12 protein-coding genes, 1 tRNA gene and 1 pseudogene are annotated in these 21,437 nt (G+C 53.9%); 7 read left to right on the top strand and 7 right to left on the bottom strand.

The features are described from left to right. Nucleotides 1-284 precede the first annotated feature (284 nt). Together ACFE33_RS12380 and ACFE33_RS12375 are read left to right on the top strand one after the other, a co-directional pair. Entirely contained in the window at nucleotides 285-10,190 is a 9,906-nt protein-coding gene (locus ACFE33_RS12380; RefSeq protein WP_380053902.1) for a hypothetical protein, read from the top strand. Between the two features lie 191 nt (nucleotides 10,191-10,381). Then, nucleotides 10,382-10,458: transfer RNA gene (locus ACFE33_RS12375), tRNA-Met, on the top strand. 108 nt (nucleotides 10,459-10,566) lie between these two features. Here ACFE33_RS12375 and ACFE33_RS12370 read toward each other — a convergent pair. The 5 genes from ACFE33_RS12370 to ACFE33_RS12350 all read right to left on the bottom strand — a co-directional run bounded on the left by ACFE33_RS12370 (nucleotide 10,567) and on the right by ACFE33_RS12350 (nucleotide 14,866). Then, nucleotides 10,567-11,250: a pentapeptide repeat-containing protein gene (locus ACFE33_RS12370; RefSeq protein ID WP_380053899.1), complete on the bottom strand. Its 684-nt coding sequence runs from the start codon at nucleotides 11,248-11,250 to the stop codon at nucleotides 10,567-10,569. 54 nt (nucleotides 11,251-11,304) lie between these two features. Then, nucleotides 11,305-11,928: a nucleoside/nucleotide kinase family protein gene (locus tag ACFE33_RS12365; protein ID WP_380053896.1), complete on the bottom strand. Its 624-nt coding sequence runs from the start codon at nucleotides 11,926-11,928 to the stop codon at nucleotides 11,305-11,307. After that, nucleotides 11,928-12,698, bottom strand: a complete 771-nt coding sequence (locus ACFE33_RS12360; RefSeq protein WP_380053894.1) for an ATP-binding cassette domain-containing protein — start codon at nucleotides 12,696-12,698, stop codon at nucleotides 11,928-11,930. Before ACFE33_RS12360 ends, ACFE33_RS12365 begins: the two co-directional genes overlap by 1 nt. Further along, the gene (locus ACFE33_RS12355; RefSeq protein ID WP_380053892.1) at nucleotides 12,698-13,756 is read right to left on the bottom strand and encodes an ABC transporter permease; all 1,059 of its coding nucleotides are present in this window, start codon (nucleotides 13,754-13,756) and stop codon (nucleotides 12,698-12,700) included. The genes ACFE33_RS12360 and ACFE33_RS12355 overlap by 1 nt, the downstream gene beginning before the upstream one ends. A 96-nt stretch (nucleotides 13,757-13,852) precedes the next feature. Next, complete coding sequence (locus tag ACFE33_RS12350; protein WP_380053891.1) at nucleotides 13,853-14,866, bottom strand: sugar ABC transporter substrate-binding protein; 1,014 nt, start codon at nucleotides 14,864-14,866, stop codon at nucleotides 13,853-13,855. Between the two features lie 184 nt (nucleotides 14,867-15,050). Between ACFE33_RS12350 and ACFE33_RS12345 the strand changes: the two genes are divergently transcribed. Continuing rightward, nucleotides 15,051-16,277 carry an ROK family protein gene (locus ACFE33_RS12345; RefSeq protein WP_380053889.1) on the top strand — a complete coding sequence of 409 codons (1,227 nt, stop codon included), beginning with the start codon at nucleotides 15,051-15,053 and terminating at the stop codon, nucleotides 16,275-16,277. Between the two features lie 376 nt (nucleotides 16,278-16,653). Here the strand turns inward: ACFE33_RS12345 and ACFE33_RS12340 are convergent. Next, a pseudogene (locus tag ACFE33_RS12340) lies at nucleotides 16,654-16,950 on the bottom strand (DUF2218 domain-containing protein). A gap of 98 nt (nucleotides 16,951-17,048) precedes the next feature. On the opposite strand from ACFE33_RS12340, the gene ACFE33_RS12335 reads away from it, so the two are divergent. The 4 genes from ACFE33_RS12335 to ACFE33_RS12320 are packed head-to-tail and all read left to right on the top strand — an operon-like array spanning nucleotide 17,049 to nucleotide 20,599. Continuing rightward, on the top strand, nucleotides 17,049-17,951 hold the full coding sequence (locus ACFE33_RS12335; protein WP_380053888.1) for a siderophore ABC transporter substrate-binding protein: 903 nt from the start codon (nucleotides 17,049-17,051) through the stop codon (nucleotides 17,949-17,951). A 9-nt stretch (nucleotides 17,952-17,960) separates the two neighbouring features. After that, nucleotides 17,961-18,905: an ABC transporter permease gene (locus tag ACFE33_RS12330; RefSeq protein WP_380053886.1), complete on the top strand. Its 945-nt coding sequence runs from the start codon at nucleotides 17,961-17,963 to the stop codon at nucleotides 18,903-18,905. Next, entirely contained in the window at nucleotides 18,898-19,845 is a 948-nt protein-coding gene (locus ACFE33_RS12325) for an iron chelate uptake ABC transporter family permease subunit (protein ID WP_380053884.1), read from the top strand. Before ACFE33_RS12330 ends, ACFE33_RS12325 begins: the two co-directional genes overlap by 8 nt. After that, entirely contained in the window at nucleotides 19,838-20,599 is a 762-nt protein-coding gene (locus ACFE33_RS12320) for an ATP-binding cassette domain-containing protein (protein WP_380053882.1), read from the top strand. Before ACFE33_RS12325 ends, ACFE33_RS12320 begins: the two co-directional genes overlap by 8 nt. A 200-nt stretch (nucleotides 20,600-20,799) precedes the next feature. Here the strand turns inward: ACFE33_RS12320 and ACFE33_RS12315 are convergent, their stop codons facing one another. Then, nucleotides 20,800-21,234, bottom strand: a complete 435-nt coding sequence (locus ACFE33_RS12315; protein WP_380053880.1) for a hypothetical protein — start codon at nucleotides 21,232-21,234, stop codon at nucleotides 20,800-20,802. Between the last annotated feature and the right edge of the window lie 203 nt (nucleotides 21,235-21,437).

The raw sequence follows: 21,437 nt of genomic DNA, 5'->3' as shown, positions 1-21,437 counted from the left end.
GAATGGCGTTTGGGCTGCTAACCTGTCGCCGAAGCATTCTGGTGTTTTTGATCCGATTATTGAAAAATGCCCGTATTTATCGGCATCCATCGGCGAAGTACTTTGAGATAGATGAGAGCGGCAAAGATGCGAATTACGCTGAGCTGCTTGGACTAGTGGTCCATATTTTTACGGACTGCGGCTTGTTCTTATGCTTTCCGAGGGGCCTGAGTGGCTACTTCGTGGCTACGTTGATTTTGAAAACAGTTCTTATGGGGACATTTCTTAGTTAAGGGGACTTAACCATGGCTGATGGTACGGTTGAATTTGGAGCGTCTCTTTCTGGTGCGACGACTTTGGAGCAATTGAAGCAACTGATCGAGGCCGCGCAAGAAGGAGCCGTCGTTGAGGGCCTAACTCTGATTGATGCTGATGGCCGCGCGCGGGTTGCGATCCCATCGGACACCAGTTTTTCTCATCTGGCGATCATCGGCGACGACATCATTTTGCTCCAACCAGATGGCACAATTATTGTGTTGGTTGATGCCGTTCTTGAGAATTATTTGCTTGTAGGCGACGCGTTCGCGATCCCGACCGAGAGCGTTGCCGAGGCCGCAAATACAGAAACCTCATGGGACGAGCTCGCCGATATCGAACCCATCGAAGATTTGGACTGGTTGCTCGACAGTAAGCCGCCGAACCCGGGTAGTGTAGACAAGCCAATTGTCGTCATTGACCCACTTATCGGCCTGCCTTTCAGTCCGTTATTGCCCCCCACGGAGTATCCACGCCCCGAGCGTGACGACGAGGAATACGGTGGTGCGACTGGGATTGTCGTTAATCCGATTATGGAAGGCGGCGATGTTGACCTGGTCGAAACGGACGGGACCTTGGTTATCAATTTGTCGGAGTTCTATCAGATAGCGCCCGATGTCGGCGGCGCTTCGACGCTTTCGCTGTTGGATGTGCATGTTGTGCTTGTCGGTCTTCCGCCTGGGACAACTGCAACCGCCGGTACATTCACCGAAGCAGAGGATGGCACGCTTACGTTTGAATATATGGGAACCGCGGCGGATTATCCTTCGCTTACCCTGACAATTCCCAAGGACTTCTCGACAGATAATCGCACCGCACCGGGAACGGATGGACCAGAAGCCGCAATTACCGGCACGATAACATCCCAGTCCAATACCGGTGGAACCGAAGTCGGGAGCCTCGACGTTTCGATCACGATTGGAACGGAGGGCGATGCTGAAATTGATAGCTCAATGCCTTATGCGGATCTGATAGAGGATCAGCTGGACCCAGATAGCGCGGGCGACGCGTTCCCGATCCTTCCAGTTGAGTTGCTGGCACCCAAGCTAACGGATGACGATGGTTCCGAAACTTTGACTCAAGCAGTACTTGTGGTTGAAGGCTTGCCTGCGACGGATCGAAATGGTGTTCCGTTGGCGGACCCGATTGACGGCACTTATCTGGATTTACAGGTCGATCCCGGCGCGGATGTCGTTTTTGCGCGCGCTGCGGATGGTTCGATCACGATGACGATTACGCTTGATGCGGCAGGCGTCGGCGATGTTTTGGGAGCCTACGAAGCGATCCAGTTCTCGGTTCCGCCGGATTTCTCGACTGCCAATCGTTCGGACTTAACGGGCGGCGAGACCGCGCTTCCGATTACCTTCAGTCTTACCATAATTTCTGACGAAGATCAGAATGGTGTCGATGACGGACCGAATGACGGTGTGGATTCTGCGACGCGTGTTCTGAACATAGATTTTGTTGAGGACATTGATCTGACGGCTCCGTCCAAGATTGAAGTGCTCGAAGATGGTGGCCCGCTTAGCCAGATCGGAACGATTGTTCGTCTGGGCGTTGATGTTGTAACGCAAGCGGACATTGATGCTGGCAACACCGGTATTGATACGTCGATTGGTGATATTGACGGCTCGGAAACGGACGTGCCCGGAAACGATCCATTTACCGCTGTGGTAACGATTGAATATTCGCGCTCTTTGCCCGACGGAACGGTGTTCAACGGCGGTACGTATGATCCGAACACGCTCGTTTGGACTGGGACAGTCGCCGAAGCGAACGCGCTGATAATGGAGTTCGCGCCAGACGTGAACGGAACGGTTGAAACGGTTATTACCGTGACGACGCGAGAAGGTCAGGAAGTTACACAGCAGACAATCGAGATTTTTCCGACGCCGGACGCGAAGGTTGTCGGAAATGTCGTAACCGACGAGACTGACGCCGACGTCGTGATATTATTCTCTGACTATCTCGAATTTGTTGACGCGGACTCGCGCGAAACCGTCGATAGCGCTGTGATTGTCATTCCGGGGCTTCCTGCGGGTACGACCTCGAATACCGGTAGTTTTAGTGCGCCTGATGCCGATGGGCTTGTGACGTGGACATACAACTATCCTACTGATGCAGTTGCGCCTCCTGATGTTACGCTGACCTTCGAGAAGGACTTTTCGACCGAAAGCACGATCAACCCGCCACCGGGCGAGTTTACCGCGCTGGTTGAGCTGACTATCGATCCGAATACTGGCGAGCCGATGGTGACAGGTGACAGTACATTCACCATCACCATCAACGACGAGGGCGACCCACTCGTTGAAGATGGCGCGATGGATATTTCCGAGACTGACGCGCCTCTGATCTTCAAGCCAAGCGATACCGCAAGCGGCGGTGTTGTGCCCGAAATCACCGATATGGACGGCTCTGAATCGTTTACAGGAATTGATGTTGCCTTTGCCAATCTTCCCGCAGGCGCGCTTTATTCGATTGTTGCCTCGCCCACAGACGCAGATTTTCAAACGGTCCCTGCGGGTGGGCTGACGGGGCTTACGCTTGCGCAGTACCAAGATCTATCGCTCAAGTTGCCGACAGATTTTTCCACAACCAATCCTGCAAGTGCCCCGATTGAAATAACGATTACCGCAACGACGGACGAGGGCGACGCCACCACCAATACCGATAGCGGAACGATCACCGTAACGATAACCGCCGAGGGCGACATCCTTGCAGAAGCCGGCGGAACGATTGCACTGGATGAGAATGACGCGCCCGGTGACACGGATGATGATAATACAACGTCTGATCCGGTTGAGTTCAGAATGACGGACGCCGCAATCGCGGACCCAACCGATCTGGACGGCTCCGAGAGCATTGAAACCGTCATAGTGAGCTTTGATAACCTGCCCGCAGGATCACAGATTTCAACTGACAACGGCAACAGTTTCAGCCCTGCGAATGCCGCATCGTACAGCCTGACTGGCGCCGAATACGAGGCAACGATCATCAGGTTGCCTGATGATTACTCGACCACCGACGGCGATCTAACGGGATCGGTTACTTTCATCACCGACGAGGACCAGAACGGTGTGGATGACGGACCCAATGATGGTGTTGCCGTTATCGACTTTACCGTCACCGTTGCTCCAGAAGCCGATATCGCAATAACGACAGCGGATATCACCGAGGTGGAGGATTATGTCGCTGCGCCGCCAGACGGGCAGGGCGAGACAATTCCACTGGGCATGGATATCGAGATTACGGATATTGATGGCTCTGAGACACTCGAAACAATAGAAGTCACGTTTGAGGGGCTTCCCGACACGGGTACGACGATTACCACAAGCTCTGGCGAACAGGACCTGACAGGACCAAGTCAAACCATCTCTGTAACGTTGGCGGAATTGCAGTCGATGGCGATCACGTCGCTTCCCACGCATTTCTCGGGCCGCATTGTCGTGACGGTCGAGGCAACATCAAACGAAGGCGGGCCAGACTCCTCAACGTTTAACGTGGATATCACGCCAATTGCCGAGCCGACGATTGACCTTTCGGTCGTTGAGAATGCGCCAACTGTTACCGAAATCGACAATGGTGATCCCGATCTCGAGAACTTCATCGTCAAAGAAGATAACAATTTCACCCTCACGTTTGATGCATCTACTCCGGATCAGGATGGCTCCGAGGAGCTCACGCAGATTGTTATCGAAAACGTGCCTGAAGGTTGGACGACACCAGCGGATGGCGATATCTCGGGGTCGCTCACGGGTGACCCTGGGCAGTTAGCGCTCATTGATACCTCGACGGTTTCGGGGACGACGATCACCATTACTTTGGTTGCGGGTGTTACCAGTGTCGCGGCAGGGATCACGCTTACGCCTCTTGCCGACGATGATCGCGACGTGGCAACAATCGTTGGCGACGAAATCACGGCAACTGTTACTTCGGTTGATACCGCCGATAGCATTCCAGACACCGATACAAATACCGCCAGCGATATCGTCGATATGGACGTTGACGCGGTTGTGGACGCTGCGTCGGGGAATACGGATGACGTTAACAGCAAAGAGAACACAGAAGGGCGGCGCAACGTTGCGTTGAACTTCAATGAAATCGCCTTGAGTGATAATGACGGCTCGGAAACCATTACTTCGCTCGAGCTGACAATCGCCATCGATACCGCCTCGGATGTGTTTGATCCGATGAACTCCGATGACATGCGTCTATTTGTGACCTCGGATTACGAAGCGTTTATTACGATCGTCGGTCCGATTGATAACGGAGATGACACCGTTTCTTATGCGATTAATATTGCCGCTGGAACAACACAAGAAGAGTTCACGACGGCGCTGGAAAGCCTGAAACTTTCATTCCCTCAGCATTTCAGCGGCGAGGCGTCGATTAGCGGCGATCTAATTTGGGGAGAGACAACAACGCCCGATACCTATCCCGGCGATGTTGAAGTCGATCTAACCGATAATAACAGCTTAGATGTCGGTGGTATCAATACGTCCTTTACAACAATGGTTATTGTTGCGGCCGTCGCCGAGGCAGAGCTGGGTGCGAGCGTATTTGTTCTGAATGACAACGAAGTTGATGGAAATTCCCCAACCTCCATCAGCGCCACAGCGAACGAAGATGACCCGCTTTCCACGGCCGTAGATGTATTGCGTCTTTTGGAAAGCACCGATGACGGATCGAGTGACGCCGGTCAGGTAGAACTCTACGTTGGTATCTCTGCTTCGACGCCTGATTTGGACGGATCGGAAGAGTTGGAATCCATTATCGTTCGGAATATCCCGACCGATTGGATCGCGGACTATGTAACCGGCGGTGACGTTGATAGGGCTGCATTCTTTTCGGCCGACGGCACGTCGCCCATTTCAGATGAACAATGGGATAAGATCGAAAGCGCCACCTATGACGACGCAACGGGCGAGTTGACGATTACGTTCCTGCGAGACGAGACCGATTTCGAAGGATCAATACAGCTTCAGCCGACGCTCTATGAGGATTACGATGTCAATCCGGAAGGCGATTATGACTGGCAGGGGCTTGGATATACTGCTGAAGGGGAGTTTTTCGACGGTGAATTGACCGTCGCGCTAACAACGCGCGATTACACGACGGAGGGGACGCTTGCCACCGAAACGCCAGATGACGAAGTCGTTGTCGAAGCTGAGTTCGATGTCGATGTTGAGCCTGTCAATAACCTTGCCTACATTCCGGCTGTTCCCATCGGGAATGAGCAAGAGATAGATGATGCAGGGGGCGTCTGGACCGTTTCGTTGTTTCCAGAGATCAATGACATGGATGGCTCCGAGAAGGTAACGGCTGTTGTTCTGCGCAATGTACCGCAGGGAATTACGATTTATGTCCCAGAGGACGTAAACAATCCAACAGGCCCCAAAGTTCCTGCATTGATTACGGCGCTAAATGAACCTGATGGGTTTAACGTCTGGAGTCTTGAAGCAGGGCAGTGGGAGTTCATCGAAATTCGTGGTGTCCCAACGCATTTCTCCGGTTCTGTTGCCGAACCTGTCGATGTTGTGACGACTGAAACGGATGGAGGAGATACTCGCATTACTCAGCTGGATCTGCGGCTGTATGTTGCCCCTGTTACAGACGGCGGAGACCCTTCTGAAACCGGCAGTACCAACGAGGATACGCCAGTACATGTCGTTATTGACGGCAACATTATCGACAATGAGAGCAATTCGCCGCGTTCTCCTGAGGCTATCGAATATCCGATAACCATAACAGTTGCTGATGGCGATGAATTCGCAGGTGAGGGGCCGCGCTTTTTCTATGACACAACGGGGGCCGGTTTTGATGTCGATACCTTCGACCCTGACAATCCCCCCGCAGGCGTCACCGAACTCCTTATGAGCGGGGGCAGTATTGAATTAACCGACGAGGATATGGCGCAGAACCTTTGGGTGCTTCCGCGTCTGGACGGGAACAATACGCTTACGCTGGACGTGGAGGTCACATATTTTGAAACTGTCGATCCGTTGAATTTATCAACTCCGATTGTCGCGACGGGCCAGATTACTATTGATGTTAAAGGTATTGCGGACCCCGCCGAAGTTTACGCACAAGAGGATGATCCAACCGCCGCGGGCAGTTCACTGACCGATGGTGATGTGGATGCCGTATACAAGGTCGACCCATCGTACAGCTTTGATCAAGTTTACGGATATGCGGGGTATTACGGCAACCCCGGTTTCGAGCTGAATCAGAAGCTGACCGACGCTGCAATTCAGAATGGGTTCACCGCACCTGACGACTCTATTTTTGAAGCGGTCGATCCCCTCAGCGGCATGATGACCGAGATTCAGGACGGCGCTGATTATGACGGCTCCGAGACGATCTATTACATTATTGATGGTGTTCCATCAGGCGGATACTTCGCAGGAGCCCAACAGATAGCCGATGACGGCGGAACCTATCTTGTAACGCAGGACCAGCTTGATAACCTTGTTTTCGTTGCCCCTGATGTGAGTGAAGTAGAGTTCTACGAACTGACGCTGTACGGTATCGTTTATGAAGACGATCAGGAAGTGATAGAGATTTCGGGTGGCGATATTGCTGCAAATCTGGCGGCGATTGATGCAGAGCCAGGCGCCGCAGTGACCGAGCAGACGTTCACGATTATTGTGCTGCCCGATCCAGGTGGTGATCCGACGAATTGCGATCCAATCCCAGCGCCAACGCTAACCTTTGATGGCGAAGACGAGACACTAGAGGATGAGGGAATCGTGCTGCGCCCCGTTCTGACGCCGGATGGGGACTATAGCAGCCTTGATGACCTGATGAATCTACCCGACGGTCGCATCGGGAGTGTTACCATATCGATTGACCTCCCTGAGGGGGCGACGATTTCGAGTGATCCAGCGGGCGCTGTTTACCTAGATCCCACATCAGGCGAGTGGATCATTGATATCGCTAAGTTGGGAATTGACGGAACCACAACAACCGGCAGCATCACGATTACACCGCCGCCGCACCAATCCAGCCCTGCGAACCCGTTTGACCCTGCCGAAACTATCGGTCCGAACGATACATATGATAGTCTAGACCAGATCGATTTCAGCATGACGGTGAACAACATTGGTTGTGGAACGGTCGAAACAACCACAAGCAGCTTTGATCTGAATATCGTTCCTGTTGTGGACGGACCGATCATTGTCATTACGGGCGATGACACCTTCAAAGAAGATACTCAGTACGAACTAGGCATTGAGCTAAACAACTCCCTGATAGATGAAGCTGGCGGAATGGATGGCGGCGAGCGCCTAACGGGCAATGTGGTCATTAGCATCACCGGCGGGGACTCCTCTGCTGTTCAGTTGTTCTTGGCTGACGGGACATCGGTTCCTAACGATGGAAGCGGTACATTTACCGTTGCGCCTGCGGATATCTCTGGCCTGTATATACTCCCGCCTCTGAATTATGGCGGCGGCTATCTGACGATCGAAGTTACTGCGACAACTCAGGATATCAACGGCGACACCGCGTCAAACACTTCGTCAACACAGGTCTATGTCGATGCCGTAGCCGATATTCCGCAACTCGTGGTCGATCAAAGCGTTATCGATCCCGATACGGGCAACCCCTACGTTGACATCAGTAGCGGCACGCCAATTCTTCAGATTATTGAGGATATCCCCTTTTCTACGTTCCCCGCGCTCAACCCGACCGGTGGGGATACGGATGGCTCGGAAACCATATCGATCGTTGTTGACCTGACCCAAGCCGACGGACTTATACTTACCGGGCCTTCAGGAAGCGGTTTTATTGATAATGGTAACGGAACCTACACGATTTCCGAGAGTGCGTTTGCGAGCGTCATGGTTGTCCTTGAACCAGAGCACGCACGCACACCAGACGAGATAAATACCGATATCCCTTCGGAGTTTGTCGTGGGTATTTCAATTCAAACGCTCGAGATTGATTTTATCGATAGTCTGGAAGACCAGAGCGATAACGAAGCTGATTTTCAACAGGATATCATCGTTCGGGTGCGTCCGGATGCAGACGATCCAACTCTGACGGCGACTGCCGACCCATCCACTGGGGTTGAGGATGACCCCGTTGGTGTTGAGCTAACGATTTCAGGGACAACTCCTGATCCACACGAGAATATGCGTTTTGACATTACGCTCCCGACCGATGCGGGCGGGAATCCTGTGGGGCAGATACTTCTGGATGGCGTGCCAGTCGACGCAGTCGGTGGTGTGGTCTCTATTCCTGCGGATGGTCGAGGAGGCCCGGGCGTTACGCTAACTCCAAGCGGCACCGTGACCTATCTGCCGCCTACTGACTTTGCGGGCGACGTTTCGCTTTCAATCGTGGCAGTTTCTATCGACTCTACAGAACCGGGTGCGCTCTTCGTGGACGAAGAAGTTTCTGAACCTATTCAGATTGATTTGACTATTACGGTCTCGCCCGATCTCGATTTCAGTATCGACAATAGCGCTGTTCAACTCACCGAAACGGACGCTGCGCTGGTTTATGCGCCGTCGGATGATATTACTGTTGAGGTGACCGACGTGGACGGGTCCGAAGTGGGGACCGTTACCTACACGCTAACTGGCGTTCCAGATGGCACAACTTGGACATCGGGAGATGGCTCTGGAACGGCGAGCGGTGGAGTGCTGACCTATACGGGCAGTGACACAGATTTCCAGACTTTGACAGTCACTTTCCCCGCAGATTTTGCCACGAACGGCACACCATTAAACGGAGAAATTCAGGTCATCACGAATGAGGGCGCCGATGAGGGTGGGACATTTACCGTCGAGGTCGCGGGCGAGCTTGATGTCGAGGTCACCAGCACTTCGCCGATCATCGTAACGCGCGGATTGGGCGCCGAAGAAGTTGAGTTTGGCATTGATGCCTCGATCGTGCCAGCAACCAATGAGTGGGAGACACTAGAGGAAGTCGTGATCGATTTTGATCAGGCCCTCCCAATCGGAACACGAACGCCAAATGGCGGCACGCTCAACGACGAGCGAACACAGCTTACCCTATCGCGCAACGGTACTGATCCCGTGGCTTTTGCCGCCGCGATCGCAGCGCTGTCGGTGGCGATCCCTCTTAATAGGGCCGAGGATTTCACAGGTACGGTTACAGTCACCAGCACGCACGGCACGGCCGCCCCTGTGCCTTTCGAGGTCCAGTTCCAAGACCCCGCGCCCACGGCGACACTACTAAGCTTTAGGGCTTTCTCACCGCCCCTTCAGGACGAATTCGAAGAGGAAAGCGTGCCCGACAACACCCTCGCAGTGGCCAATCAAGACATTGGTGAGGATGGAAGCCATGAGCCTGAAATCCTTCAAATGGAAACCGTCAGGACAGACGAAAGCGAAAGACAGGTAATGTCCGAAGTAACTTCGGAGTCACGCGGTGAAACCATCGCTCGCGCGACGGAGCAGGGCGATGTCGTTATAGTAGATGCCGATTCAACTTACCAAGGCGTTGATGGTTTTGAGATGCTGGGCGGAGACGACCTCGTGGACCTAAGCGCAGCGTCGCGAGGTTTCTCAGTGGACGGCGGAGCAGGGAATGACATCATCATCGGAAGCGCTTACTCCGACACAATGACGGGCGGCGAGGGGGCCGATATATTCGTTATGGCGGGTCTGACGCTGGCCGATGTCATCACGGATTACGAAGGGCCGGATGCCCCCGACGGCGGAGACGCTATCGATTTGTCCGCATTGATTGATATCAACGAAGAAGAAACAGTTGCCGATCACGTTAACTATGACGCGAGCAGTGGAGCGCTGGACGTCGATGGGCAGCTCGTTGCGACCGTCAATACAAGCACTGGCGCATTCGCGGACCAAGTGGAGATTCTGTTCGAGGATGCTCAGGCACAACAGGCGAGTGTGATCATTTGATAGATAAGAACCTGATCGGAATAGCTCATTTGTAGTCAAATAGGGGCGGGAATTTGGGTGAAGATGGCCAATCATATTCCGCTCCGATCAGCCTAACGAGGGATGCCGATCCAGAATGAAGCAATATTCAAACTTTTGTTCATTTCATCGCTTGACCTTCCTAATCCATTTACCTAAACAGCGCTCAACGTGGCGGAGTAGCTCAGGTGGTTAGAGCAGCGGAATCATAATCCGCGTGTCGGGGGTTCAAGTCCCTCCTCCGCTACCACAATTCCCTGAATATCTAGTAGTGACCTACCCTAGATAGGCTGCCTAGCTCTTCTGGTTGTCGAGTCTACCAATCCTCAGACCGACTCGGAGTGACTGTTCTCCAATGCTACAGAACTCTTAGCCCTAACTGCCCAAGTAGGTCGGCGGCCTGACGTTTGGAAATAATCGCGCCCTTATAACTTTGCGCATCGGTGAGCCGAACGCCACCCAAGTCCGCGCCGCGGAGGTCGGCGCCTTGAAAAAGGCACTCGGGTAGATTCGCGTCACGAAGGGAGCAGTCGTCAAGTGTCGCATCGCGAAAATCACATCCTCTCAGGTCGGCCTCGCTGAAATCCACCCCTTCTAGATGCGTTTTGCAAAACGAGACCTTCGGCATAATCGCAAGCACAAGGAGCACAGACTTTAGTTGCAGGTCGAGCGTGCGGGCGTCAGTGAAATCCGCGCCGGTCATCTTGCAATCGCTTATATTCAAAGAGGTTAATGTCGCGCCGCGTAGATTAACATTGCTGTAGTCGCCGTCCTTTATTATGGCCTCTGAAAGGCTGGCTCCGATGAAGGTGGTCGCTGATGCGCGGCAATTGGTAAAGCTGGCTTCGTCGAGTGTGGCGCCATTAAATGACGCGCGCGCGAGGTTGCATCCCGTGAATTGCCAGCGCGACAAGTCCAATTTTGCAAGGTCTTGATCGGACAAATCACAGTTTTCAATCGTTGCTGTTTGATCGGCTCTGCAAAGCTGCTCGATGTCCGTGCGGACGAGCCGTCGGCCGGTCAGTGTTTGGTCTGTTTCCATACAGCCTTTTCGCAAACACGAACCAAAGGCACAAGGCTACGAGAGCGGCACATGTTAAATAACGGGTCTGAAAATATGCGAGCTCTCAAGGCTTTGTTCCTGCACCTGCCGCGCATTGGGAAGGTCGTTTTGCTCTGCGCGGGTCTGCGCTTGTTTTGGCGAAAAGCCGTGGTCAATCCACCTTTGGATCAATCGCTTTTCAAGGATGTTTGTCGGGATGTCGAGGAATACCGACGCGTCCCAAAGCGGCACTAGATCACGCCACGGCGCGCAGTCCCGCAAAAGGTAGTTACCCTCAACGATGACCGTATCGCAGGATTTTGATACAAAACCCGCACCGGCAATGGCGGTTTCGATGCTTCGGTCAAAAACGGGATAGTAGACTTCTGGTTCATTCCGAAGGCGCGAAACGAGAGATATGAACCCATCGGCATCGAAGGTATGGGGAGCACCTTTTCGCGCTAAGTGGCCGCGAGAGGCGAGAATTTCGTTGCTGAGGTGAAAGCCATCCATGGGTACGACCTGCGCCCCAGTGTTGAACTTTTCGACAAGTCGTTCTGCCAACGTCGATTTGCCGCTCGCGGGTGGTCCCGCGAGCGCGATAATTTTGCGGTGGTGTTCTCTTGGAGTGGCTTCGATCAAATCCACCAGCGCTTCGACATTCGTGACGAGGGTCACTATGCAGCCTCGGTTGGTGCTTCTTTGGCGCCCGTCATAAAGGCAACCGCATCCGACATTGTGTAATCCCTCGGGTCAATCACACATAGTCGTTTTCCAAGCCGATGAACGTGAATTCTGTCTGCAACTTCAAACACATGCGGCATGTTGTGGCTGATGAGGATGATCGGAATTCCGCGAGATTTGACGTCCTGAATGAGCTCAAGAACCTTACGGCTTTCCTTTACTCCGAGGGCCGCAGTTGGTTCGTCCAATATTATCACCTTGGACCCAAACGCTGCCGCACGTGCAACGGCGACGCCTTGGCGTTGGCCGCCAGATAGGGTTTCGACGGCTTGGTTGATATTCTGGATTGTCATCAGCCCAAGTTCCGTAAGTTTGTCGCGGGCGATCTTCTCCATAGCTGGGCGATCAAGTTGGCGAAGGATCGAACCGCGAAAGCCCGGCTTGCGCAATTCGCGCCCCATGAACATGTTGTCCGCGATCGACAGGGCAGGGGACATGGCCAGCGTTTGATAAACGGTTTCGATCCCCGCCTCGCGTGCCTCGATTGGTGAGGAAAAGCGAACCTGCTTCCCCTCTAGCGTCACGGTTCCTTCGTCGGGAATGACCGCGCCGGAAACCGCCTTGATGAGTGAGCTTTTGCCCGCACCATTATCGCCGATCACCGCCAGTATTTCGCCGGGCATTAGATCAAAGTCACAGTTATCCAGAGCGGTCACTTTACCATAGCGTTTGACCAATCCACGGCCTTTTAAAATCGGTTCCATTACGCTGCTACCTTTCTGATCCATTGATCCACTGCCACCGCCGCGATGATGAGTGCGCCGATGAGTAGGAATGTCCATTGTGCATCCGCACCTGCAAGCCGTAGCCCCAGCGTGAAAACGCCAACGATCAAGGCGCCAAAGAAAGTCCCCAAAATAGAGCCGCGCCCACCAAACAGAGAGATGCCACCAATCACGACGGCCGTGATGCTTTCGATGTTCAGGAGTTGTCCAGAGGTTGGCGAAACCGATCCGATGCGCCCGATTAATGCCCAGCCTGCAAACGCACAAATCAAGCCTGCAATTGCGTAAACGGAAATAAGCGTGCGCTTGACGTTAACCCCCGAGAGTTCAGCAGCTTCGGGGTCATCTCCGACGGCATAGACGTGTCGCCCCCACGCGGTGTGTTTCAAGACGTATGCAAGGAACAGCACAAGAGCAACGAGGAATACGACGCCGACGGTAAACACGGCACCGCCGATCTTGAATTTGTAGCCGAGAAGCTGCAGCAACGGCGCTTCGGCGGCGATGTCTTGTGATCGAATTGTTTCGTTCGCCGAATATAGGAAGTTGGCGGCCAAAACGATCTGCCACATTCCGAGTGTCACGATGAATGGCGGCAATTTCATACGTGCCACAAGCCAGCCATTTACCGCACCGATTGCCGTGCCGAACGCCAGTCCGCAGAACACCGCAACCGCGGGTGGCAGCCCATAGCGAAACGTGAACTGTCCCATCACGACGGACGAAATAACCGCAATCGCGCCGACGCTTAGATCAATGCCCGCGGTCAGAATAACCAAGGATTGGGCCGCGGCCACGATGCCGACGATCTGAACCTGTTGCAGGATCAGTGTTAAAGCGAAGGGCGAGAAAAACTTGCTGCCCAGAAGAATGCCGAAAATAGCAATGGCGGCAACCAGTACGATCAGCGGTACAAGCGCGGGCGTCGTATGCAGGGCATGGTGAAATCTAGAGATGAAGCCTCTATCGTGCTCAAATGTCGCGATCTGCGATGCCGAATCCGAAGTTTCGGTTGTTGTTATGTTGGGTGTGGTCATGGGGCCTCCACCAAATTTTGCCCAAAGCTGTTATTATGGAAGAGGCAAGCGCTGGCCTGCCTCTTCTCGAAATTAGTGGTCAGTTGCGTCGTTGGCTTAACCCCAGCAGAGGTCCGTGCCTTCGGTTGTGTCTATGCTGTCAACGCCGTCGACCGGATTGTCGGTTACCAAAGCAACGCCAGTATCGAAGAAATCTTTGCCTTCGGTGGCGGCCGGCTTGGTGCCGTCATTTGCCCAAGCAGCAATGGCTTCGATGCCTTTGGATGCCATCAACAGCGGATACTGCTGCGAGGTTGCTCCAATGATGCCTTCCTTCACATTAGCTACACCGGGGCAGCCGCCGTCAACAGAAACGATCAAAACGTCATTTTCGCGACCAATTGACTTGAGAGCCTCATAGGCACCTGCTGCAGCTGGTTCGTTGATGGTATAAACAACGTTAATCATCGGATCTTTGGCGAGAAGGTTCTCCATCGCCTTGCGGCCACCTTCTTCGTTGCCCGCAGTCACATCGTTCCCGACGATGCGCGGATCTGTTTCGTCGCCCCACTTGTTCGGGTCACCCAGATCAATGCCAAAGCCTTGCAAGAAACCTTGGTCACGTAGAACTCCAACGGTCGGTTGGCTCACAGCAAGGTCAAGCATAGCGATCTTGGCGTCAGCGGCGGCATCACCCAGCGTTGCAGCGGCCCATTGACCGATCAACTCTCCCGCAAGGAAATTGTCGGTTGCGAATGTCATGTCGGCGGAATCAATCGGCTCGAGTGGTGTGTCCAATGCGATCACAACAAGGCCCGCATCACGTGCTTGCTGCACTGCTGGTACGATGGAGCTTGTGTCGGACGCCGTGAGCAAAATCCCTTTGGCGCCATTGGCGATGCAGGTTTCAATCGCGGCGACTTGTGTTTCGTGGTCACCGTCCACTTTGCCCGCAAAACTGCTCAGGCTGATGCCTAGCTCTGATGCTTTGGCTTCTGCACCTTCGCGCATTTTAACGAAGAATGGATTGGTGTCGGTCTTAGTGATTAGGCAAGCACTGATGTCGTCAGCAGACGCAGCGCCCGCGAGTGTGCTCATCGCAATAGCAGATGTCGCTAGAAGCTTCTTCATGGTTTCCTCCCATTAAATCAACGTGTTTCGACGCAATCCACAAAGTGGCGCGCCGAACTTGTCACTCTCCTCCTGCAACAAGTTGTCGTTAGGTAACGATGATTCTGGATTTCAAGTCAATAAATAAATTAACTTTATTAATTAATGGGCCGGCACTATCTTCCCATCAATTAGGGAGGTGAGTATGGTCGATCGCATGGATGGCGGGCGGATCAGAGATTTGAGTGGAGGCGTGAACCAGCGTGGGGTTCGCGACTATAACGAACGCCTGCTTCTATCGATACTTCAGCGCCAAGGTGCCTTGCCTGGAAGCGACCTCGCTAGACGCATGGGGCTGTCACCTCCTGCGGTCTCAACAATCCTGCGAAAGCTTGAGGCAGAGGGCCTATTGCTGCGCGGTTCTCCCGTGCGCGGAAAGGTCGGCAAGCCCTCGATTCCGATGGAGCTCAACGCGGACGGCATCCTGTCGGTTGGTTTGAAAATAGGGCGGCGAAATGCGGATATCCTGCTGCTTGATCTGGCGGGAAACACACGCGACCAAATCAGCACGACATATGATTATCCCCTCCCTGAAATCGTGTTTCAGTTCCTTGAGCGGGGCTTCGGAAAGATCATTGATCGGCTAGATCAATCGGCACAGGATAAGCTTTGCGGAATTGGAATCGCGGCGCCGTTTGAGCTTTGGAAATGGAATGACCTAGAAGGCGAGGCCGCAGAAAAGTTCAAATCGTGGCGCGATGTTGATTTTACGTCCGAGGTGCAAAAGTTTTCGCACCTTCCAGTGTTCGTTGTGAACGATTCCACAGCCGCCTGCCGCGCCGAGCATTTGTTTGGGCGAGGCAAAGAGTATCGTGACTACGCTCATTTTTTCATTGGCTCATTCATCGGTGGCGGGGTGGTTATCAATAGCACCGTATTCGAGGGGAACCGCGGTAACGCAGGGGCGCTTGGCTCGATGAGCGCGACAGGCCCGTTGGGGGAGAGCCGCCAACTCATTGACGTCGCATCACTTCACCTGCTCGAAGCGCGCCTCCTACAAGGTGGGATGGAGGCTGACCTTCTGTGGAGAAAACCGCAGGACTGGAGCGCATTGATGCGGTTTGTCGAGCCATGGATTGGAGAAACTGCACAAGAGCTTGCCAAGGCCGCGCTCTCTGTCTGTTCTGTGATTGATTTCGAAGCCGTGCTGATCGACGGCGCATTCCCAGCAGAAATTCGAGACGAACTTGTTGCGCGGATCAAGCGATATCTGGTGCACCAAGATACCCGCGGTTTGATCGTGCCAGCCATCAAATCAGGTAGTATCGGCGTCAACGCAAGAGGCATTGGCGCGGCCGCAAGCCCGATCTTCTCGCAGTTTTTCCTGAACGCTAATGCCGGATTATCGGCACTACGCTCTCCTGCTTCATAGGTTGCTAATCGGCGATTGATTGTCCGCTTTGACGGTTGGCAACACCGAAGCGCCGCGCATTCGCTGCGTTGCCCCACTATCGTTCAGTCAGCAATGTCCCTATCGCGAAACGCGTGCATCAGTCGGACTAATCACAGGTTTCCACTGAAGTGCCTTCATATTCCGGATTGAGCACGGCTACTCTTTGCGCGCCGCCCGTACCTTTGGGGAAGCTTTCGCAAAGAGCGAGGAAACGGTGACCAAACGCTTGGGCGACCCGACGGATGGATGACGGATAGTCTTCCCGAAATTCGGGGAACTGTGCTTGTTCGGCGAGAGCGGCGCGGCTGTAAGCACGCAGTCATTGCTTAGAACAAGGTGCGCATAGGGCCCTGCTTTACTGCTCGGCCCAATCCATATTCTTGAAGTTTTCTCTAAAGGCGAAACGTTCAAGGTGGCTTTCGATGACGCCGCGTGCGCGTTGCAACCCTTCCGCGCTGTCGGCGCTTATGGTGACCGTCAATTCCTCATCCGTAGCCGTCAACGTCGCGGGGCCCATTGGAAGGGCGGCTTTTCCGAACTTCTAATCAAACTCGACCTCGATTTTATGGGCAAAGTGTTTGCAAAGCTGTTGGAGGTACTTACTGGCACTTTTCGTTTGAAAACGACCTTGGTCGGAAAATTGTGTTTGCATCTTTTTTATTCCTGAGTATTTCTGTACGAAATGTATCTGACAAAATAAGTCGGCTTTGTCGAGTCATTCATATCGCGAAGAAAATGAGAAGGAACAACATGAAAACCACTTTCGCTACGCTGGCCCTGACGGCACTACCTACATTCGCGCTGGCTCAAACTGTTGACGTGGAAACCGCGACAGGTCAGGTGGCGGTGCCGCTCGCGCCGGAAACAATTGTCGCGCTTGATCTTGCCGCGGTTGATGACATTTCGGCGCTTGGCCTCAAGGTTGCTGGTGTTCCAGACATTACTCCTCCCGCATATCTGGCAGAGGCTTTTCAGGGTACAGAAACCGTCGGCACATTGTTTGAACCGGATTTCGAAGCTTTGGCTGTGATGGCGCCTGATTTGATCGTTGCGGGTGGGCGTTCGCAAACCCAAGTCGAGCCTCTCTCGCAAATCGCGCCAACAATCGACATGACTATTTCCGGCGATGATCTCTTTTCCCAAGCTAAATCACGCGTTTTGGCCTATGGCCAGATTTTTGATCTTGAGGGTAAAGCCGAGACCTTGCTCGCAGATTTGGATGCAGCCGTTGAAGGAGCGAAAAGCGCGGCAGATGGTAAAGGCGACGTCCTGATTTTGCTGACAAACGGCGGAAAAGTTTCGGCCTATGGCGATGACTCGCGGTTTGGCTGGTTGCACACGACGCTTGGTTTGCCCGAAGCATATCCTGAACTAACGGCCGAAACACACGGCGAAGCAGTGTCATTTGAATTTATCGCCGAAGTTGATCCTGACTGGATTTTCGTAGTTGATCGCGGCGCGGCCATCGGCCAAGACGGCGAAGCTGCGGCTGTGACGCTCGACAATCCCCTTGTTGCAGGAACCAAAGCAGGGACCGCAGGACAGATCGTTTACCTCGATTCTGCACCGCTTTACCTCTCGGGCGGCGGGATTCAGTCGATGATGGGCACAATCGCAGAGGTGTCATCCGCGCTTCAGGCAGACCCTAGCTAATCCAAACCCGTGAAACTCTGGATTATCGCAATACTGACGCTCGCCCTCCTTGTGGGGGCGAGTTGTCTTGTGGGGATAGTTGATCTCTTTGGCGGCGACCTCGACTCGACGATGGTGTTGATGGTGAGCCGCCTTCCGCGCACATTCGCGGCGCTTCTTGCTGGGGCTGGCTTGGCGCTTGCAGGGGTTGTCGTGCAAATGAGTGTCCAGAATAGGCTCGTAGAGCCGGGCCTAGTTGGCACACCGGAATCCGCAATGTTTGGATTGCTCGCCGTTACGTTGTTGGCACCGGGGGCTGCACTAATGGTCAAGATGTCGGTTGCGGCAACGACGGCGCTCATTGGCACGCTAGGATTCCTGTGGCTTGCGCGCCATGTACCCCGCCGAGATCCGGTTCTATTGCCGCTGGTCGGTTTGATCTATGGTGGGATAATCGGGGCCGCCGTCCTTTGGCTCGCGTGGACAACTGATTTGGTTCAATACATTGGCGTATGGCAAAGCGGCGAGTTCTCGGGTGTTTTGCGTGGGCGATATGAACTGCTTTGGGTGGTCGCGGGGATCGCAGCGCTGTTGTGGCTGGCGGCTGACCGCATCACAATGCTTGGTCTGGGCGAGGATACAGCGCGCAGTCTCGGATTGGATTATCGCCAAACGTTGTTGATGGGTTTGGTTCTGGTCTCAGTTATAGTATCGGTCGTGGTCGTGAGTGTCGGGTCAATTCCGTTTGTCGGATTGGTTGTTCCCAACGTCGTTTCCCGCTGGAATGGCGATAACTTGCGACGTAACCTGCCGCTGGTGGCGTGGCTTGGTGGCTGTATGGTGCTTGCCTGCGACATCATCGGGCGGTTGATCCGGTACCCGTATGAGGTGCCTGCCGGAACCATTTTCGCAGTGTTGGGGGCAGGGATTTTCCTCTGGCTTCTCTATGCAGCTCCGAGGCGCGCGAATGGCTAATCGTCGATTGTTTCTCCTCGCATTTGTTCTGGTGACGGCCTCCGCGTTATTCCTGTTTTGGAAACTGCGCGAACCTGCGGGCTTTATTCTATCGCTAAGGTTCACCAAGCTCATTGCGCTTTGCGTGGTCGGTGCCGCGGTCGGTACGGCGACGGTGTTGTTCCAAACCATCGCCGCTAACCGATTGCTGACACCGGGGATCGTTGGCTTTGATGCGCTTTTTGTATTTATTCAAACGGGGCTGGTTTTAGTGCTCGGAGGGGCAGGGTTCGCGGCACTTCCCACTCTTGCACAGTTTGGCGTTGAAACGCTTGTGCTCGTTGCCTCGGCGTTGGCGCTCTTTGGTATCCTGTTGCGAAAGGGAGCGGATGATATTTTGCGCCTCGTGCTAACGGGAGTCATTCTAGGCGTATTGCTGCGGGGTCTTGCGGGGCTTGCGCAGCGTCTGCTTGATCCGTCCGAATTCGCGATCGTTCAGCAAGCCAGTTTCGCCACCTTTGGGTCGGTCGATAAAACGCAACTCGCCATTGCTTCGGGTGTCCTTATCCTGAGCTTTATCGCCGCGATACGCCTTGCACGTGTCTTGGACCTCGCGGCGTTGGGGCGCGCAACGGCGTTGCCGCTTGGGTTGGATTATGACCGCGTTGTCTTCGCTGCCCTCGCGGTTGTGGCGCTGTTGGTCGCTACTTCGACCGCATTGGTGGGACCGATTAGTTTTCTTGGGCTTCTTGCGGCGAGCTTGGCGCACTCGGTCTTGCCAACATGGCGGCACGCGCTCCTTTTGCCCGGTGCGGCGATCATCGGAGCAACCATCCTTGTTTTTGGTCAATTCGTATTTGAGCGCGTCCTCGGCTTACAGTCCACGCTCTCTGTGATCGTGGAGTTCGCGGGCGGCTTGCTCTTTCTGTTCCTTGTGCTTCGGAGACCACGGCATGATTGAAATCGAAAATCTCGCGGTTCAAAAAGGCGGGAGTACGATCCTGTCGGATGTCTCGCTTAGGTTTGGCCAAGGGGGGATTACCGCATTGATCGGTCCGAACGGGGCAGGGAAATCTACGCTTCTGAACGCCATCGCGGGGTTGACGACTCCGACAACTGGCACCGTCGAAGTTGAGGGCCTAAACATGGCACGCGCCCGTGCGCCCGAACGCGCCCAACGTGTGGCATTGTTGGCGCAAAATGAACATGTCACCGCCCGTCTAACCGTGCGCGACTTGGTCGGGTTTGGGCGCTGGTCACATCATCACGGACGCCCGCGCGAGGAAGATCACCGCAAAATCGCAGAGGCAATCACGGCCTTTGATCTCGAGGAATTGGCCGAACGGCGGCTTGATGCGCTGTCAGGAGGCCAGCGGCAACGCGCGTTCGTAGCAATGGCGTGGGCCCAAGAAACGCCATGGATGTTGCTAGACGAACCCCTCTCGGCGCTCGATCCACGCCACGTTCGCGACATCATGGATCGGCTCCACGCATTGACGCGCCCGGGAAAAGGTCAGCGTAGTGTGGTGATTGTTCTGCACGATCTAGGCGTCGCCGCTCGCTACGCAGATCGTATCGTCGCGATAAAGGATGGGCGTCTCATCACCTCTGGGGCTCGCGAGCTTACAATGACAGGCGGAATGCTGAGTGATCTATTCGGAACGCGTCTGGCGATTGAAAAAGTCGCGGGCCGAGATGTTGTAGTGCCTGTTTGAAAGCTGCCGCAATTGCGTTCCGGAAAGAGGTTGGCGCGGAGCGTCTTTATTGTGTCGCTCGGAGCTAGTGGCAGCTTATTCTTGGGGCACCGAGAGCCGAGCAATGGACTGTTCTGCTCTTCTAGAGCTTACAAATGGTCTCGGTGTTCGTTATGAAAAGTTCGCGATCCCTATAAATAGTTCACAGATCTTCAGAAAAGTCATTCAGTCCACCAACGCCAAGGTGGAACCTGCATGGAGTTTAAGGTGAAGTTTTCGTTCGAGACGTTGTTCACTTGGACAGTTTTCTCACAGAGTTCTTCTATATTTGAATGTGAGACTCTGGAAAAAATATGCAGTATGTAGGTAGGCCGCCATTGCATAATACACAGCTTGCCTAGTCCGTTCTTCAACGCCCAATCAAGTAATACCTGTTGGTCATAGTCCGACCTGATACCTTGCTCTGGGTTTCCGTGAAGTACGATTATGTCGGGATTGTATTGTGAGATAATTTCAGGTGTCACCCCATTATGGGTGACAAGCGAACTGCCCAGACCTATGTGATCCAGCGCAATGAGACGAGAGTGAAATGCCGCCATCCCCGCGTCAGCAAATGCAAAAGCTTTGACCGCACCTTCTTGACCAAGTTCATTCAACTCTTTCCCCAAGGCAGCATGCGATTGCATTGATCACGGGTAGTAGCTGAACATGTGATGTTCATCGTCTCTTACATTTGCGTCAAGAATTACGAGCGATAGTAGCAAGTATCCGACTGCAAAAACTGGCCGCATTAAGCCGCGAAAATCGGGGGTAGCTTGATCGAACATCTTCCTCCAGTTCACTCTCCCAAGAGCAAAAA

This window comes from Falsihalocynthiibacter sp. SS001, from assembly GCF_042445055.1.
Lineage (GTDB): Bacteria > Pseudomonadota > Alphaproteobacteria > Rhodobacterales > Rhodobacteraceae > Falsihalocynthiibacter.
The sequence above is the reverse complement of the archived record's forward strand: the minus strand, read 5'-3'. Positions and strand labels throughout refer to the sequence as shown.